General features: G+C 61.0%; 17 protein-coding genes. 10 read left to right on the forward strand and 7 right to left on the reverse strand.

Annotation, left to right across the window (positions count from 1 at the left end; all coding sequences use genetic code 11):
* Positions 1–8 precede the first annotated feature (8 nt).
* The 3 genes from rsmG to IT775_RS04735 are packed head-to-tail and all read left to right on the forward strand — an operon-like array spanning position 9 to position 2,315.
* A complete protein-coding gene (gene rsmG, locus IT775_RS04725) occupies positions 9–581 on the forward strand; it encodes a 16S rRNA (guanine(527)-N(7))-methyltransferase RsmG (protein ID WP_212700101.1) in 573 nt (190 codons plus the stop codon).
* Positions 574–1,386, forward strand: coding sequence for a ParA family protein (locus IT775_RS04730; protein ID WP_212699942.1), 813 nt, complete (start codon positions 574–576; stop codon positions 1,384–1,386). Before rsmG ends, IT775_RS04730 begins: the two co-directional genes overlap by 8 nt.
* A gap of 14 nt (positions 1,387–1,400) precedes the next feature.
* Positions 1,401–2,315: a ParB/RepB/Spo0J family partition protein gene (locus IT775_RS04735; RefSeq protein ID WP_212699943.1), complete on the forward strand. Its 915-nt coding sequence runs from the start codon at positions 1,401–1,403 to the stop codon at positions 2,313–2,315.
* On the opposite strand, the gene IT775_RS04740 is transcribed toward IT775_RS04735, so the two are convergent.
* Genes IT775_RS04740 through rph form a run of 4 tightly spaced genes read right to left on the reverse strand, consistent with a single transcriptional unit; the run spans position 2,305 to position 5,131 of the window.
* A complete protein-coding gene (locus IT775_RS04740; RefSeq protein ID WP_212699944.1) occupies positions 2,305–2,658 on the reverse strand; it encodes a YbaN family protein in 354 nt (117 codons plus the stop codon). The genes IT775_RS04735 and IT775_RS04740 overlap by 11 nt on opposite strands.
* Entirely contained in the window at positions 2,658–3,818 is a 1,161-nt protein-coding gene (gene hemW / locus IT775_RS04745) for a radical SAM family heme chaperone HemW (protein ID WP_212699945.1), read from the reverse strand. Before hemW ends, IT775_RS04740 begins: the two co-directional genes overlap by 1 nt.
* Entirely contained in the window at positions 3,811–4,422 is a 612-nt protein-coding gene (rdgB, locus tag IT775_RS04750; protein ID WP_212699946.1) for an RdgB/HAM1 family non-canonical purine NTP pyrophosphatase, read from the reverse strand. The genes hemW and rdgB overlap by 8 nt, the downstream gene beginning before the upstream one ends.
* Complete coding sequence (gene rph, locus IT775_RS04755) at positions 4,412–5,131, reverse strand: ribonuclease PH (RefSeq protein WP_212699947.1); 720 nt, start codon at positions 5,129–5,131, stop codon at positions 4,412–4,414. Before rph ends, rdgB begins: the two co-directional genes overlap by 11 nt.
* Before the next feature lie 113 nt (positions 5,132–5,244).
* On the opposite strand from rph, the gene hrcA reads away from it, so the two are divergent.
* Genes hrcA through IT775_RS04770 form a run of 3 tightly spaced genes read left to right on the forward strand, consistent with a single transcriptional unit; the run spans position 5,245 to position 7,979 of the window.
* Positions 5,245–6,309 carry a heat-inducible transcriptional repressor HrcA gene (gene hrcA / locus IT775_RS04760; protein ID WP_212699948.1) on the forward strand — a complete coding sequence of 355 codons (1,065 nt, stop codon included), beginning with the start codon at positions 5,245–5,247 and terminating at the stop codon, positions 6,307–6,309.
* 16 nt (positions 6,310–6,325) lie between these two features.
* Positions 6,326–6,880 (forward strand): nucleotide exchange factor GrpE, encoded by a 555-nt coding sequence (locus IT775_RS04765; protein ID WP_212699949.1) that lies wholly within the window; start codon positions 6,326–6,328, stop codon positions 6,878–6,880.
* 55 nt (positions 6,881–6,935) lie between these two features.
* Positions 6,936–7,979 (forward strand): TPM domain-containing protein, encoded by a 1,044-nt coding sequence (locus IT775_RS04770; protein ID WP_212699950.1) that lies wholly within the window; start codon positions 6,936–6,938, stop codon positions 7,977–7,979.
* On the opposite strand, the gene mutS is transcribed toward IT775_RS04770, so the two are convergent.
* Complete coding sequence (mutS, locus tag IT775_RS04775) at positions 7,980–10,601, reverse strand: DNA mismatch repair protein MutS (protein WP_212699951.1); 2,622 nt, start codon at positions 10,599–10,601, stop codon at positions 7,980–7,982.
* A gap of 151 nt (positions 10,602–10,752) precedes the next feature.
* Between mutS and IT775_RS04780 the strand changes: the two genes are divergently transcribed.
* Together IT775_RS04780 and IT775_RS04785 are read left to right on the forward strand one after the other, a co-directional pair.
* Positions 10,753–13,008 carry an NADP-dependent malic enzyme gene (locus IT775_RS04780; RefSeq protein ID WP_212699952.1) on the forward strand — a complete coding sequence of 752 codons (2,256 nt, stop codon included), beginning with the start codon at positions 10,753–10,755 and terminating at the stop codon, positions 13,006–13,008.
* Between the two features lie 15 nt (positions 13,009–13,023).
* Complete coding sequence (locus tag IT775_RS04785) at positions 13,024–13,899, forward strand: ribokinase (protein ID WP_212699953.1); 876 nt, start codon at positions 13,024–13,026, stop codon at positions 13,897–13,899.
* A 21-nt stretch (positions 13,900–13,920) separates the two neighbouring features.
* Here IT775_RS04785 and msrA read toward each other — a convergent pair whose 3' ends face one another.
* Positions 13,921–14,583, reverse strand: coding sequence for a peptide-methionine (S)-S-oxide reductase MsrA (gene msrA, locus IT775_RS04790; protein ID WP_212699954.1), 663 nt, complete (start codon positions 14,581–14,583; stop codon positions 13,921–13,923).
* A 160-nt stretch (positions 14,584–14,743) separates the two neighbouring features.
* Between msrA and IT775_RS04795 the strand changes: the two genes are divergently transcribed.
* Positions 14,744–15,457 carry a sulfotransferase-like domain-containing protein gene (locus IT775_RS04795; protein WP_212699955.1) on the forward strand — a complete coding sequence of 238 codons (714 nt, stop codon included), beginning with the start codon at positions 14,744–14,746 and terminating at the stop codon, positions 15,455–15,457.
* Between the two features lie 75 nt (positions 15,458–15,532).
* Here IT775_RS04795 and IT775_RS04800 read toward each other — a convergent pair whose 3' ends face one another.
* Positions 15,533–16,759 (reverse strand): argininosuccinate synthase, encoded by a 1,227-nt coding sequence (locus IT775_RS04800; protein WP_212699956.1) that lies wholly within the window; start codon positions 16,757–16,759, stop codon positions 15,533–15,535.
* 139 nt (positions 16,760–16,898) lie between these two features.
* Between IT775_RS04800 and IT775_RS04805 the strand changes: the two genes are divergently transcribed.
* Positions 16,899–17,678, forward strand: a complete 780-nt coding sequence (locus IT775_RS04805) for a hypothetical protein (protein ID WP_212699957.1) — start codon at positions 16,899–16,901, stop codon at positions 17,676–17,678.
* Positions 17,679–17,725: the final 47 nt, after the last annotated feature.

The following is a 17,725-nucleotide window of genomic DNA, read 5'->3' on the forward strand; positions in this document are numbered from 1 at the left end:
GTGAAACAATGGCGCGGCTGGAACGCTATGCCGCGCTGCTGGAAAAGTGGAATCCCAAGATCAACCTCGTCGCCCGGTCCACGCTGGAAACCCTGTGGGACAGGCATTTTGTCGATTCGGCGCAGGTGTTCCGTCATCTTCCCGAGGGCGCGCGAAGCTGGGCCGACTTAGGCAGTGGCGGCGGATTCCCCGGGCTGGTGATTGCGATCCTGGCGGCGGAAAAGGCGCCGGATATGCTGGTGACGCTGGTTGAAAGCGATACCCGCAAGGCGGCCTTCCTGCGCACGGTGATCCGGGAAACCGGAATTTCGGTGCGGGTGATGGATGAACGGATCGAAAACATCCCGCCCTTGCATTCGGATGTGATTTCAGCCCGGGCGCTGGCCGACCTTTCGACGCTTCTGGGCTTTGCTGCCCGACATTTGGGGCAGGGCGGCGTGGCCTTGTTTCCAAAAGGCGTCAATTGGGAAAAAGAAGTTCGGGAAGCGCAGCAAAAGTGGCGATTCACCTGTAAGCCATTTACAAGTGAAACCGATAGCGGAGCCGTCATTTTGCGAATCGAGGGAATCGAACATGTCTGATCCGACCCGCCTTCCGGGGCCGAAAATCATCGCCGTGGCCAACCAGAAGGGCGGGGTGGGCAAAACCACGACGACGATCAACCTCGGCGCGGCGCTGGCGGCGGAAGGCATGAAGGTTCTCGTGGTCGATCTGGATCCGCAGGGTAACGCGTCGACCGGGCTGGGCATCGACCCCGAAAACCGCGATTACACCACCTACGACCTGCTGATCGACGACAGCGATCTGGACAAGGTGATTCAGCCGACCCGCACCGAGCGGATGGATATCATCCCGGCCACCGTCGATCTGAGCTCGGCCGATATCGAGCTGATGTCAAACGAAAAGCGGTCCTTCCTGCTGCATGACGCGCTGCGCCAGCACGCGATGGACGCGCATGAATACGATTTCATCCTGATCGATTGTCCGCCCTCGCTGAACCTGCTGACGGTGAACGCGATGGTCGCGTCGCATTCGGTACTGGTTCCGCTGCAATCGGAATTCTTTGCACTGGAAGGGCTGTCGCAGCTGATGCTGACGATCCGCGAGGTGCGGCAAAGCGCCAATCCGGGGCTGCGGATCGAAGGTATTGTGTTGACCATGTATGACGCACGCAACAACTTGTCCCAACAGGTTGAAGCGGATGCGCGAGACAACCTCGGCGATCTGGTGTTCAGCACGGTGATTCCGCGCAACGTCCGGGTCAGCGAAGCGCCGTCTTACGCGGTGCCGGTTCTGGATTACGACCCGACATCGAAGGGCGCGCAGGCCTATCTGCAACTGGCCAAGGAATTGCTGTCGAAGAATATCCGCATCGCGGCACAATAAAAAAAGGGGCAAAAATGAGCGAGAAACCCAAAACCCGTGGCCTGGGCCGTGGATTGTCGGCGCTGATGGCCGATGTGAACCCGACACCGCCAAGCATCGAAACCGGTGAAACCACGCGCCGGCCCGACATGATGGTGCCGATCGAAAAGGTACAGCCGAATCCGGATCAGCCGCGCCGCACCTTCACCAAGGAACAACTGGACGAACTGGCGTCTTCGATCCGGGAAAAGGGCATCATCCAGCCGCTGATCGTGCGGGAAAAGCCGGGCGCAAAGGGAATTTACGAAATCGTCGCCGGTGAACGTCGCTGGCGGGCGGCACAGATGGCGATGCAGCACACGGTCCCGGTGATCGTGCGCGATTTCGACGATACCGAGGTTCTGGAAGTCGCGATCATCGAAAACATCCAGCGCGCCGATCTGAACCCGGTCGAAGAAGCCGCCGGTTACAAGCAGTTGATGGAAAAATTCGGCCATACCCAGGAAAAGCTGTCCGAGGTTCTGGGCAAAAGCCGCAGCTACATCGCCAACCTGGTGCGGCTGCTGCAATTGCCCGAGGAGGTGCAGGAATTCCTGCGCGAAGGCAAGCTGAGCGCCGGGCATGCCCGGGCGCTGATCACCTCGGACGATCCGGTGACCTTGGCGAAAAAGGTGATCCATTCCGGGCTGTCGGTGCGGGAAACCGAACGGCTGGCCAAGAAGCCTGCCAGCGATATCTTTAACGAGACCGCAAAGCCGGAAAAGAAGGCGCCGAAGTCGCTTGAAAAGGATGCCGATACCCGCGCGCTGGAGGATGATCTGTCCGCCGCTTTGGGCATGAAGGTGCTGATCGACCACGATCCCGGCAAGGAAAGCGGGATGTTGATGATTTCCTACAGGGATTTCGATCAGCTGGACGAATTGTGTCGCAAGCTGTCGGTCATGAGTTAGGCCGGGTCCAGATGAACGTCAGGACCGCGCCAAGCGTGATTGCCTGAATGACAAGGATCATGGGGCGCAGCCCCATGATCAGCGATATCGTGAAAACCGCGACGATGGACAGGGTGGCGATCCGTTTGCCCTTGGCGCTGATCGCGCCGCGTTCTTGCCAATCGACGATCGAAGGCCCGAATGTCGGGTGTTCGATCAGCCAGCCGTGCAAACGTTCGCTGGAACGGGCGAATGAGAAAGCGGCCAGCAACATGAAGGGCACCGTCGGGATAAGCGGCAAAAAGACACCGATCAGGCCCAAAGCGACACTGATCAAACCCAAGATAGCCCAGAAAACGCGCATCAGCCGTCCACCAACAATTCCCTGATCACCGCATTCAGTACCATGCGCCCCTGATCTGTCACGCGCAGATTTGACGCAGACGGCGTAATCATTCCGATATCCGTCAGATAGCTCAGTTTTCCCGCGTTCAAGGGCTGTCCGGCGAGAGCCGTATAGCGATCAACATCTATGCCTTCGCTGATCCGCAGCCCCATCATCAGGTATTCACCGGCCTGATCCAACCCTGTCAGCGCGCGCCGGGTTTCCGCCCCGGTGCCGCTTTCCACGCCGTGCAGCCATTTTCCGGGGGCCAGTTCGGTTTCACTGGCGATGCGTTGGCCGTTCAGGGTGATGCGGCCATGGGCGCCCGGGCCGATACCGACGTAATCGCCATAGCGCCAGTAAATCAGGTTATGGCGCGATTCCGCGCCGGGTTTGGCGTGGTTCGACACCTCATAGGCGGTGAACCCGGCGGCACCGCAAATGTCCTGCGTCGCCTCGTACATGTCGGCTGCGGTATCGTCTTCGGGCAAGCCCCGCAGCGATCCGCGGTTGTAGCGGTCGCCGAAGGCGGTGCCCTGTTCGATGGTCAGTTGGTACAGCGATACATGGTCGATCGCCATCGACAGCGCCTCGGTCAGTTCGGCGCGCCAATCCTGCAGGCTTTGGTCCTGGCGGGCATAGATCAGGTCGAAACTGACGCGGTCGAACTGCGTGCGGGCGATGTCGAAGGCCTTGCGCGCTTCCTCGACGGTGTGGATGCGGCCCAGACGGCGCAGATCGCGGTCGTTCAGGGCCTGAATCCCCATCGATACGCGGCTGACCCCGGCCTGTGCATAGGCCGCGAACCGGCCCGCTTCGACGGATCCGGGATTAGCTTCAAGAGTGACTTCCAGATCGTTTGCCTGCGGCCAGATCTGGCGGACACGTTCCAGGATGGCGTTTACCACCTCGGGGTCCATCAGACTGGGCGTGCCGCCGCCGAAGAAGATGGAATTCAGAACGCGGTGCGGGACTTCTTCGGCGTAGCGGTCTAGTTCGGCCAGATAGGCCTTGAGCCAGCGGGATTGGTCGATTTTACGCGCCACATGGCTGTTGAAATCGCAATAGGGGCACTTGGCGGCGCAAAACGGCCAATGCAGGTAGAGGCCGAAGCCCCCCTGTTGCCAATCTTCACTCAAAGCAGCCCTTCACAAGCTTGCGGAAGGCGTCCGCGCGGTGGCTCATGTCCTGTTTCTTTTCCGGGTCCATTTCACCAAATGTAATGTCGAACCCGTCGGGAACAAAGATCGGATCGTAGCCGAAGCCCTGTTCGCCGCGCATCGGCCATGTGACCTGACCTTCGACCTTGCCCTCGAAAATTTCGTCATGGCCATCGGGCCAGGCAAGGCAGAGGGTGCAGTTGAACGCCGCCTTGCGCGGGAAGGGAGCGTTCTTTTCCTCCAGCAGATTCCAGGTCTTTTCCATCGCCATCGGGAAATCGCGCCCGTTCGGCGTTTCGGCCCAATCGGCGGTGTAGACGCCCGGCGCGCCGTCCAGCGCTTCGATCGTGATGCCGCTGTCGTCGGACAGGGCGGGCAGGCCGGTTTGCTTGGCCGCGTAATGCGCCTTGATCCGGGCATTGCCGGCGAAGGTGTCTTCGGTTTCTTCCGGTTCCTCAAGCCCGTGATCGGCGGCCGAGGTCACGGTGATCCCGAACGGGGCGAGCAAAGCCGCGATTTCGCGCAGCTTGCCCTTGTTGTGGCTGGCCAGGACCAGCTGATCTCCGTCGAACTTACGCTGCATCGACCGCAGCCCGCTGCGCCGAAACCAGTTCTTCGACGCCTTTTTCAGCCAGGTCCAGCAGCTGGTTCATCTGGTCGCGCGAATAGGTCGCGCCCTCGGCCGACATCTGCACCTCGATAAGCTGCTTGTTGCCCAGCATGATGAAATTGCCGTCAACGCCCGCTTCGCTGTCTTCGGGGTAATCCAGATCCAGTACCGGCTGACCGGCATAAACGCCGCAGCTGACCGCGGCGACCGGCTGGATCAGGGGATCGGAATAGACGTCGCCGGCCTTCATCAGCTTGTCCACCGCCAGGCGCAACGCCACCCAGCCGCCGGTGATCGCGGCGCAGCGGGTACCGCCATCGGCCTGGATCACGTCGCAATCGATGGTGATCTGGCGTTCGCCAAGCGCCACGCGATCCACGCCTGCTCGCAGGGAGCGACCGATAAGCCTCTGAATTTCAACGGTTCTTCCACCCTGCTTGCCCGCGGTGGCTTCGCGGCGCATGCGCGACGTGGTCGACCGCGGCAGCATGCCGTATTCCGCCGTGACCCAGCCCAGCCCGGACCCCTTGATGAAGGGCGGAACGCGGTTTTCCAGCGTCGCGGTGCACAGGACATGGGTATCGCCCATACGGATCATGCAGGACCCTTCTGCATGTTTTGTTACGCCGGTTTCGATTGAAACCGTGCGCATTTCACTTAAATCTCTACCAGATGGCCGCATGACATTTCCCCTTGTCCGTTTAGTGCGGGGATACAGGGCTGGGCGCGTCAAACGCAACCCCGATTGACCTTTGCGGCACAACCTCTTTAATGACCCTGAGCAGGGTTTCGCGAATGGATGACGGCAAGAACATTCTGGCACAGATGAACGATCGGTCGCGCGAAGTGTTTCGCCGCGTCGTCGAAAGCTATCTGTCGAGCGGCGATCCGGTCGGGTCGCGCAGCCTGACCCGTGAAATGAGCGAAAAGGTCAGCGCTGCCACGATCCGCAACGTGATGCAGGATCTGGAATTCATGGGCCTGCTGGACAGCCCGCATGTGTCCGCCGGGCGGGTGCCGACTCAGATCGGCCTGCGGATGTTCGTCGACGGGTTGCTGGAAGTGCGCGATCTGGATCAATCCGACCGCCAGAAGCTGGATGAAACCGTCAGCAGCAATGCAGGCGACGTGCCCGACATCCTGAACCGGGTCAGCACCGCCTTGTCCGGCGTGACACGGGGGGCATCGCTGGTCCTGGCGCCGAAGCATGAAGCGCCGATCAAGCATGTCGAATTCGTGTCGCTGGGCGCGGACCGGGCGCTGGTGGTTCTGGTGTTTGCCGACGGCCACGTCGAAAACCGCCTGTTCACCCCGCCGGCCGGGCAAACCCCGTCCTCGATGCGGGAGGCGGCGAATTTCGTCAATGCCCTGGTCGAAGGCAAAACGCTGAGCGAACTGAGCGGCGCGATCCGGCAGCAGATCGATGAGCGGCGGCAGGAAATCGATGTTCTGGCGCGCGACCTGGTGGAAAGCGGGCTGGCGCTGTGGGATGGCGACGGCGACGAACATGAACGCCTGATCGTGCGGGGCCGGTCGAATCTGTTGCAGGGCGAGGGCGGAGAAGAGGACCTGGACCGCATCCGGAGCCTGTTCGATGACCTGGAACGCAAGCGGGACATTGCCGATTTCCTTGATCTGACCGAAGCAGGCGATGGCGTGCGGATTTTTATCGGCTCGGAGAACAAACTTTTCTCACTTTCGGGTTCCTCTTTGGTGGTGTCTCCCTATATGAACGCTGATCGTAAGATAGTCGGTGCGGTCGGGGTCATCGGGCCCACACGCCTCAATTATGGGCGGATCGTGCCGATTGTGGACTATACGGCACAGCTGGTTGGACGGATGATTTCCGACCGCAGCTAAAGTTGGAAGGTGGCACATGCCCAAGGAAAACGAATTTCTCGACGATATCGAGGCCGCCGAGGCCGAAGCCTTTGCCGAGGAAGAAACCGAGATCACGGACGAGGCAGCCGAAATCGACGCCTTGCGCACCGAGCGTGACGATTACAAGGACAAGTTCATGCGCGCCCTGGCGGATGCGGAAAATTCCCGCAAGCGCGCCGACAAGCAGCGCCGCGAAGCCGAACAGTACGGCGGGTCGAAGCTGTCCCGCGACATGCTGCCGGTGTTCGACAACTTGAAACGCGCGATGGATGCGGTGACCGATGAACAGCGCGAACAGATGGGCGCGATGATCGAAGGGATCGAACTGACCATGCGCGAATTGCTGAACGTGTTCAAAAAACATGGGATCGAAGTGATTTCGCCGGAAATCGGCGACAAGTTCGACCCGCAGGTGCACGAAGCGATGTTCGAAGCCCCGGTGCCGAACACGGTGGCGGGCGAAATCATTCAGGTTTCCGCCGACGGTTTCATGCTGCACGATCGCCTGCTGCGCCCGGCGCAGGTCGGCGTGTCGTCCAATCCCGGCTAAACAGAAGACCGCAGTCATGTTAAAAGGCCCCCATTCTTTTGGGGGCTTTTTTGTTTTGAAACACCTCATAGCTTTTCTTTTCCTGGGCCTTTCCGCGATTGCCGCGCAGGCGCAGACCTATCCCGACTACACAGAGATTTATGTGAACGACCTTGCCGGCCTGCTGCCGGAACAGGACGAGGACCGCATTCGAGACAAGCTGAAGGAATTGCGCGTCGCGCGCGGTATCGAGTTTACCGTGGTCACCATCTACAGGATGTCGGATTACGGGCATCAAGGCGGCATCGAACCCTTCGCCACCGGGCTCTTCAACTACTGGGCCGTCGGCAATGCCGAACGCAATGACGGTGTGATGCTGCTGGTGGCGCGGTATGACCGGAAATTACGGATCGAGGTGGGATCCGGCTACGGCGTATCGAAAAACGCCCCGATGCAGCGGATCATCGACGAAGAGATCGTTCCCAGCTTCAAGCGCGACGACTATGTGACGGGGATCGAGGACGGGGTGGATGCGGTGATTTTCGATCTCACCGGCAGCTTTCCCGGGGAATACGACGCCAACCTCGCGCAAAAGGCGCTGAGCCGGGGCAGGCGGTTCCTCGATTGGATAGGCGGCTGGATTTTCGTGATCCTGGCGCCGTTGCTGGGCTTTCCGGTGCAGGCGTACCGCCGATGGCAGCGCAACAAGCCGCGGATTTGCCCGAATGACGGGTCGCGGATGGAACGGCTGGACGAAGGATGGGACGACAAACACCTGCAAAAAGGCCAGATCACCGAAGAGGAACTGAAAAGCGTCGATTACGATGTCTGGCAATGCCCGAAATGCGACCACGTGACGATCGAAGCCTACAAGGCCTGGTTCAGCCGCTATTCCGCCTGCCGGTCCTGCGGATACAAGACGGTCGAAGGCGATACCGAGATTCTGCAAGCCGCGACCACCGCGTCGACCGGTACGAAACGGATCGATTACCATTGCCTGAATTGCGACGACCGCTGGTCGGTGACGCGGATCATTCCACGCAAATCTTCCTCCAGTTCGTCCAGCGGGTCCTTCGGTGGAGGATCATCCAGCGGCGGCGGCGCCAGCGGCAGCTGGTGATCAGCCTGCTTTCAGCGCTTTCAACTCATAGATCAGGTTCAATGCCTCGCGCGGGGTAAGTTCGTCGGGGATGATGCCATCCAGTCTCTGTTCCAGCGGATCGGGGCCCTTTTGCGTGGCAGGGGCAGGGGCGGGCGCGGCGGAAAACAGCGGCAGATCGTCGATCACCGCCTGTTTCTTGCCGCCTTCCCGTTCGCCCTTTTCCAGCGCGTCCAGAACCACCCGCGCGCGTTCCACCACCGCATCGGGCAGGCCGGCCAGTTTCGCCACCTGCACACCATAGGACCGGTCGGCGGCGCCTTTGCGCACCTCATGCAGGAAAATCACCTCGCCTTCGAATTCCTTCACCGCGACGGTGGCGTTTTCCACCCCGTCGAGCTTCGCCGCGAGGTTGGTCAATTCGTGGTAATGGGTGGCGAAAAGCGCCCGGCAGCGGTTCACGTCATGCAGATGTTCCAGCGTCGCCCAGGCGATGGACAGCCCGTCATAGGTCGCCGTGCCACGCCCGATTTCGTCGAGGATCACCAGCGCCCGGTCGTCGGCCTGATTGAGGATCACGGCGGTTTCCACCATTTCCACCATGAAGGTCGACCGCCCGCGCGCCAGGTCATCCGACGCGCCGACGCGGCTGAACAGCTGGCTGACCAGTCCAATCTCGGCTTTTCTTGCTGGCACATAGCTGCCCATCTGCGCCAGCAGCGCGATCAGCGCATTCTGCCTCAGGAAGGTCGATTTACCGGCCATGTTGGGGCCGGTCAGCAGCCAAATATCGGCGCCGTCGCTGCCCTCGGCCAGATCGCAATCATTGGCGATGAAGGGTGCGCCGCCCTGTTTCTTTAGTGCCTGTTCGACCACCGGGTGACGGCCGCCTTCGATGTGCAATCTTCGGCTGTCATCTACCGTGGGCCGCGCCCAATCCTCGGACCGGGCCAGATCGGCCAGCGATGTGGCAAGGTCCAGTTCCGCCAGCGCGCGCGAGGCGACGCTGATCTGGTCGGCGTGGGTCAGGATGGCCTGACGCAGGGTTTCGAACAGACGCTTTTCGATCTCCAGCGCCCGGCCGCCCGCGTTCAGGATCTTGGTTTCCATTTCCGACAGCGGCACGGTGGTGAAACGGACCTGGTTTGCCGTGGTCTGCCGGTGCTTGAACGTGTTGGACAGCGGTTCCGACAGCATCTTGTCGGCATGGGTCGCGGTGACCTCGACGAAGTACCCCAGAACGTTGTTGTGCTTGATCTTGAGCGAGGAAATGCCGGTTTCCTGCTGGTATTGAGCCTGCATCTGCGCGATCACGCCGCGGCCTTCGTCGCGCAACTGGCGCATTTCGTCGAGTTCTTCGTCGAAACCCGGCGCTATGAACCCGCCATCGCGGGCCAGCAGCGGCGGTTCGGCGATCAGCGCCTGATCCAGCAGGTCCAGCAATTCGTCATGGCCCACCAGCGCGCCAGCGGCATCCTTCAGCAGCGCAGGCAGGTCGAGCGGCGAGATGTGTTGCGAAATCTGCCCGGCCTGATCCAGCCCGTTGCGGATCGCCGCCAGATCGCGCGGCCCGCCACGATCCAACCCCAGCCGCGACAGGGCGCGATCCAGATCGGGCACCTTGCGCAGCTCGTCACGCAGCTCGGCCCGCATTCGACCCTGTTCCACCGCAAAATCCACTGCAGCCAGCCGGTCATGGATCACCGACAGCACGCGCGAGGGGCTGGATACCCGCCGTTCCAGCAACCGCGCGCCCGCGGCGGTGACGGTGCGGTCGATGGTGGCCAGCAGAGAACCGGCTCGTCCGCCGTTCATCGCGTGGGTCAGTTCCAGGTTGCGCCTTGTGGCTGCGTCGATCTGCATCACCCGCGCTTGCGCTTCGCGATGCGGTTTGCGCAACAGCGGCAGTTTGCCCTTCTGAGTGATTTCCAGATATTCGACCACGGCGCCCATCGCCGACACCTCGGCGCGGGAAAACTGGCCGAACGCGTCCAGCGACGACACTTCGAACAGCGCGCACAGCCGTTTTTCGGCGCTGGTGCTGTCGAAAACGGCGCGAGACAGCGGGGTCAGGGATGCACCGGATTCAGACACTATTTCGGCCAAATCGGCCTCTTGCGCCTCGGACACCACGACCTCGGACGGCATCAACCGCGCCAATTCGGGGCCAAGCCGCACCGGGGGCAGCGGCATCACGTGGAATTCCCCGGTCGAAATATCGACCCAGGCCAGCGCGGCTTCGTCCCGCACCAGAGCGTAGGCGCTGAGGAAATTGTGTCGCCGGGCCTCCAGAAGGGATTCCTCGGTCAGCGTCCCGGGGGTCACCAGCCGCACCACTTCGCGCCGCACCACGGATTTCGACCCGCGTTTCTTGGCCTCGGCCGGGTCTTCCATCTGTTCGCAGACGGCGACGCGGAATCCCTTGCGGATCAGGGTCAGCAAGTAGCCTTCGGCGGAATGCACCGGCACGCCGCACATCGGGATGTCTTCGCCCGCGTGCTTGCCGCGCTTGGTTAAAGCGATGTCCAGCGCCTCGGATGCGGCGACCGCATCGTCGAAGAACATCTCGTAAAAATCGCCCATCCGGTAGAACAGAAGCGCGTCCTTATGCGCGTCCTTGATTTCCAGATATTGCGCCATCATGGGCGTTACTGCTGACACGATTTACCCCCGTTTCGTTTCGGCAGACCTTACAAATCACGGGACCGGGACGAAAGGCGAAAACGTGTTTCTGTTGAGACGCGGGCGTTCCCGCTGTAAGAGGCTTCGACTACATTAATTTCAGGCCAGACAGATGACAAAGCAGAAAGTTACCCCGGAAGAGGCCTTGGCCTTCCATTTGGAACCAACCCCCGGGAAATTCGAAATCACCGCGACCGTACCGATGACCACGCAGCGCGACCTGTCCCTGGCCTATTCCCCCGGCGTCGCGGTGCCCTGCGAAGCGATCGCGGAAAATCCCGAAACGGCCTACGATTACACCAACAAGGGCAACCTCGTTGCGGTGATTTCCAACGGCACCGCCGTTCTGGGCCTGGGCAATCTGGGTGCGCTGGCCTCGAAACCGGTGATGGAAGGCAAGGCGGTGCTGTTCAAGCGTTTCGCCGACGTCAATTCCATCGATATCGAACTGGATAGCGAGGATCCCGAAGAAATCATCAAGGCGGTGAAGCTGATGGGGCCGACCTTCGGTGGCATCAACCTCGAGGACATCAAGGCGCCGGAATGCTTCATCATCGAACAGCGCCTGAAGGAAGAAATGGATATTCCGGTCTTCCACGACGACCAGCACGGCACGGCGGTGATCTGTGCGGCGGGTCTGATCAATGCGCTGCATATCTCGGGCAAGAAGATCGAGGATGTGAAAATCGTGCTGAACGGCGCGGGTGCTGCCGGGATCGCCTGTATCGAGTTGTTGAAGACGATGGGCGCGAAGCATCAGAACTGCATCGTGTGCGACACCAAGGGTGTGATTTACCAGGGCCGGACCGAGGGCATGAACCAGTGGAAATCGGCCCATGCGGTGAAAACCGACCTGCGCACGCTGGACGAAGCGATGAAGGGCGCCGACGTGTTCCTTGGCGTGTCGGTCAAGGGAGCGGTGACGCCCGAAATGGTCGAAGCGATGGCCGACAACCCGGTGATCTTCGCCATGGCGAACCCCGATCCCGAGATTACCCCGGAAGAGGCCCACGCGGTACGCGCCGATGCCATCGTGGCGACGGGGCGGTCGGATTATCCCAACCAGGTCAACAACGTGCTGGGCTTCCCCTACCTGTTCCGCGGTGCGCTGGATATCCACGCCCGCGCGATCAATGACGAAATGAAGATCGCCTGCGCCGAAGCGCTGGCGAAACTGGCCCGCGAAGACGTGCCGGACGAGGTCGCGATGGCCTATGGCAAGGCGCTGACCTTCGGGCGCGATTACATCATCCCGACGCCGTTCGATCCGCGGCTGATCCACACCATCCCGCCGGCGGTGGCCAAGGCGGGCATGGATACCGGCGCGGCACGCCGCCCGATCATTGACATGGATGCCTATGAGGTGTCGCTGAAATCGCGGATGGACCCGACCGCAAACGTGATGCGCGGCATCCATGCCCGCGCCCGCAAGGCGCAGGCACGGATGATTTTCGCCGAGGGCGACGATCCCCGCGTGTTGCGCGCCGCCGTACAGTATCAGCGGGCCGGCCTGGGCAAGGCGCTGGTGGTGGGCCGCGAACCGGATGTGAAACAGAAACTGGAAGCCGCCGGCATGGGCGACGCGGTGCGCGAACTGGAAGTCGTGAACGCCGCCAATACCCGGCATCTCGATACCTACAAGGATTTCCTGTACCGCCGCCTGCAGCGCAGGGGATTCGACCGGCACGACATTCACCGGCTGGCCGCGCGCGACCGGCATGTGTTTTCGTCGCTGATGCTGGCGCATGGCCATGGCGACGGGCTGATCACCGGGGCGACGCGGAAATCGGCGCATGTGCTGAAGCTGATCAACCACGTGTTCGACGCCGATGCCGAACACGGCGCAGTGGGCGTGACCGCGCTGTTGCACAAGGGCCGGATCGTCCTGATTTCGGATACATTGGTGCATGAATGGCCGGACGAGGAAGACCTCGCCACCATCGCTCAACGGTCGGCGGATGTGGCGCGGCATCTGGGGCTGGAGCCGCGGGTGGCCTTCGTCAGTTTCTCGACCTTCGGATACCCGATATCGGAACGGGCCGAGAAGATGCACCTGGCCCCGGGTATGCTGGAAAAACGCGGCGTGGATTTCGAATTCGAAGGCGAAATGACCGTCGACGTGGCGTTGAACCCGAAAGCGGCCGAGGCCTATCCGTTCCAGCGGCTGACCGGCCCGGCCAATATCCTGGTGGTTCCGGCGCGGCATTCGGCGTCGATCTCGGTCAAGCTGATGCAGGAAATGGCGGGGGCGACCGTGGTCGGCCCGATCCTGTCAGGTGTCGATGAACCAATCCAGATCTGTTCGACCAACTCGACCGCGAACGACATCCTGAACATGGCGCTGCTGGCCGCCTGCAAGATCGGATAAGGAAGGACCGCCCCGATGACCATCTGGAACCTCGGGTCGATCAATTCCGACCATTTCTACGGGGTCGACCATCTGCCGGAACCCGGCGAAACCGTTCTGTCCGAAACGATGGAACGGGGGCTGGGCGGCAAGGGGGCCAACATGTCGGTCGCCGCCGCCCGCGCCGCCGCCCATGTCAGCCATATCGGCGCGGTGGGACCGGACGGGCAATGGGCGGTCGACCGGCTGACCGAATACGGCGTCGATACGCGGCCCATCGCGCAGCTCGATACACCGACCGGGCACGCGGTGATCGCGCTGGATGCGGCGGGGGAAAATCACATCATCGTCTTCCCCGGCGCCAATCGTGAAATTTCCCGCGATGCGATCGGCCTGGCTCTGTCCGAGGCCGCGCCGGGGGACATCCTGCTGATGCAGAACGAAACAAATGAACAGGCGTATGCAGCCGAAACAGGATCGAAACTGGGCCTGAAAGTGGCCTATGCCGCCGCGCCCTTTTCGGCGCAGGCGGTTCGGCAAGTTTTGCCTCATCTCGACATTCTGGTGCTCAACCACATCGAAATGGCGCAACTGGTCGAGGAAACCGGTCTGCTGCCGGGGCCGAAGCTGGGCGTCGATACGGTGATCGTGACCAAGGGGGCCGCCGGCTGCGTGTTCTATGACCGGTCGAACGGGTTCGACGCGATAGGCTTCGATGCGATTCCGGTCGATGCGGTCGACACGACCGGGGCGGGGGACACCTTTACCGGCTATTTCCTGGCCGGGATCGATCGCGGCATGGCGCCGGAAGAGGCGATCGGGACCGCGATCAAGGCTTCGGCGCTGATGGTGACGCGGCGGGGCACGGCGGATGTGATCCCGGACCTGAAAGAGGTTCTGGACTGGTCCTGAACGGCATCCCGGCACGGTTTTCTAGTGGTTGGCGAACGGCGCTGCGTCGCCCCATAGTTCGCGCACCCGCTGGTCGCGGCCGCAGGCATCGCGGTAGCGTTTATAGGCTTTCGACTGCTTGATCGGGCCGAAACGGGTCAGCACGCGCTTGTCGCCCTTGTAGTAATCCTGGTGATAGCCTTCGGCCTCGTAAAACGCTCGGGCCTGCAGGATCGGGGTCACGATTTTGCGGCCCAAGGCGGCCTCGGCGCGTGCCCTGGCCTGTTCCGCAAGCTGCTTTTCGGCCGGATCAGAGACGAAAATCGCGGTGCGGTAGCTGTCGCCGCGATCGCAGAACTGGCCGCCCGCGTCGGTGGGATCGACCGACCGGAAAAACAGGTCCAGCAAGGTTGCGCGCGACACGATGGCGGGATCGAAATGGATCTGCACCGCCTCGTAATGGCCCGACCCGCCGCGGCTGACCTGTTTATAGGTCGGGTTTTCGATATGGCCTCCGGTATAGCCCGACACCACGCCTTCGACGCCCTTGACGGATTCGAAATCGGATTCGACGCACCAGAAACAACCGCCCGCAACGGTCAGGACCTCGTTCGCCGCGGCGTTGGCGCGGTCGCAATGCACCGCCCAGCCGATCAAAATGGCGAAGGACAGCAATATCGGTTTCATGTCGGTGAATGTCAGCATGGCTTTGGCCTCCTGACCTTATCGTGCATGGACGGTTCGGATCTGACCAGCGGATGCAATCGAATTTCACGCAGGGTTGAGCACCCGTTACCGCGATTTTTTACGGTCTTCTCAAGCGGCTGGAACGGGTCTAGCCTGATACTAAAAAAGGAGCAGTCCGATGCGTATTGCGATGTGGTCTGGGCCGCGCAACCTGTCGACGGCGATGATGTATTCCTTTGCAGCCCGGGGCGATTGCGCTGTGGTGGACGAACCGTTCTATGCCGCCTATCTGCGATTGACCGGGCTGAACCACCCGATGCGGGCCGAGATCATGGCGTCGCAGCCGCAGGATCCGGCCAAGGTCGCGAAGGCATTGTTAGGCCCTGTTCCGGGCGACAAGCCGCATTTTTACCAGAAACACATGACCCAGCACATGATCCCCGGCATTCCGCGCGATTGGATGGCCGAGGTCGCCAACGTGTTCCTGATCCGCCACCCGGCGCGGGTGATCGCCAGTTTCGGGGCGAAATGGGACGGGATCGGGCTGGACGATATCGGGTTTGTGCAACAGACCGCGCTATACGATCATGCCCGTGCTCTGGGCCAGAAACCGGTGGTGATCGACAGCGGCGATATCCGTCGCGATCCCGAAGCGATGCTGACCAGGCTGTGCGCCGCGATCGGGCTGGATTTCATCCCGTCGATGCTGCACTGGCCCCGGGGCGGGCATCCCGATGATGGCGTTTGGGCGGCGCATTGGTACGGGGCGGTGCATGGATCGACCGGGTTCGACCCGGCCGAGGGTGATCTCCCCGTGCTGGAGGGCAAGGCGGCGGAGATACTGGAACAGGCGCTGCCGCATTACGAGCAGTTGGCAGCCCTGAAGCTTTGAACGCATCTGTTTTGACCAAAAGAAAACGCCCCCCGTTTCCGAAGGGCGTTTCATGTTCTGCGATGGGAAACCGGGTCAGCCTTTCAGGCGGCGGTTCCGCGCGGCCAGCAGCTTCAGGCGCAGCGCGTTGAGTTGGATGAAGCCCGCCGCGTCTTCCTGGTTGTAGGCGCCGGCGTCTTCCTCGAAGGTCACGTGCGCTTCGGAATAAAGCGAATGATCCGACCAGCGGGCGACGGTGAAGGCCGAGCCCTTGTAAAGCTTCAGCTTCACGGTGCCGGTGACGTGTTCTTGCGATTTGTCGATCAGCGCCTGCAGCATTTCGCGTTCGGGCGAGTACCAGAACCCGTTATAGATCAGCTCCGCATAGCGCGGCATGATCGAATCCTTCAGGTGACCGGCGCCGCTGTCGAGCGTGATTTGTTCGATGCCGCGATGTGCTTCGAGCAGGATGGTGCCGCCGGGGGTTTCGTAGATGCCGCGCGACTTCATGCCGACGAAGCGGTTTTCGACGAAATCCAGACGGCCGATGCCGTGCTTGCGCCCCAGTTCGTTCAGCTCGGTCAGGATCGTTGCGGGCGACATCGCCACGCCGTTGATCGCCACCGCGTCACCCTTTTCGAAGGTTACTTCGATGAATTCGGGCTGATCCGGCGCATCCTCGGGGTTCACCGTGCGCTGGTAAACGTAATCGGGTGCGGTTTCGGCGGGGTCTTCCAGAACCTTGCCCTCGGACGAGGTGTGCAGCAGGTTCGCGTCGACCGAAAACGGCGCTTCGCCGCGCTTGTCCTTGGCGATCGGGATCTGGTTCTGTTCGGCGAAAGCCAGCAGCTTGGTGCGGCTTGACAGGTCCCATTCCCGCCACGGCGCGATCACCTTGATGTCGGGGTTCAGCGCGTAGGCGGCCAGTTCGAAACGGACCTGGTCGTTGCCCTTGCCGGTGGCGCCGTGGGCGACGGCATCGGCGCCGGTTTCCTCGGCGATTTCGACCATGCGCTTGGAAATCAGCGGCCGCGCGATCGAGGTGCCCAGCAGGTACAGCCCTTCGTAAACGGCATTGGCGCGGAACATCGGGAAGACGAAATCGCGCACGAATTCTTCGCGGACATCTTCGATATAGATGTTTTCGGGCTTGATCCCCAGAAGCTCGGCCTTCTTGCGGGCCGGTTCCAGTTCTTCGCCCTGACCGAGGTCGGCGGTGAAGGTGACGACTTCGCAGCCATATTCGGTCTGCAGCCATTTCAGGATGATCGAGGTATCGAGGCCACCGGAATAGGCCAGGACAACTTTCTTGGGCGCGGACATGGGAGCTCCTGATATGTCAATTTTTCAAGCGCGATACCGGGTTTTGCGGCCAAGGGCAAGGCGGCGCGCTTGCGGGCGGGGATTGCGGGGCGAATCGTAATTCGCTTATGTGTCTCAAAATTGTATTTGAGGGGGTCCGATGAAGGGACTGAAATTGTTTACCCATTCGGTGCGGATGGTGTTTGGAAATTTGAAGGAAGTGGTTCAGATATTCCTCGTACCAACATTGCTGACTATCGGATGTATAGCAGCTGCTGGCTTGTCTCTTGGCATCAATCCGAAGCTTCTACTCTCGGGAGCAAAGATAAACATACTAAATCCCGGTGGAGGCCAATTCCTGCTGTTTTTTCTGTTTTTGCTACTCTTCGCGTTCCTTGCCTTGTGGACTGCCGTTGCCTGGCACCGGTTCATTTTGCTGGATGAACGTCCAAAAGGCTTCATACCCCCGCTTAAAATCAATCAAATGGTGCGGTATCTGGGTTTGTCCCTGCTGATTACCTTGATCCTTATCTTGCCAGCCCTGGTGTTGCTTTCCATTGGAGGATTCGTGGCAGTAGCCTTGTTTCAATCCTTTGGAATTTGGGCTTTCGTAGGCATTAATGTCCTGTTGAGCACGATCGGGATGACGGCTTTTCTTTGTCTCAGTCCGGTCCTTCCCGAAGCAGAAATCGGCGGAAAGCCTCATATCAACGATGCCATTTTGGCGACTTCTGGCGCGGTCGGAGCCATTTTTATTTGTGCAGCACTACCGACCCTGTTTTCCCAAGCGTTTTACTACCTTCCGTTGCTCGTCGCGAAAGTTTCAATCCCGTTTGCCGTGGGGATACAGCATGCTGCTAACCTATTGGTGGGAATGGTGTCGCTTAGTATCATGACCACCATCTACGGCCATTACGTCGAGGGGCGCGAACTTTCCTGACCGGTATACTGTCGTCTTCTTTGCCCCGGGGCCTTGCCTTGGGGCAA

It is taken from the genome of Thalassovita aquimarina, assembly GCF_018219815.1.
GTDB lineage: Bacteria > Pseudomonadota > Alphaproteobacteria > Rhodobacterales > Rhodobacteraceae > Thalassobius > Thalassobius aquimarinus.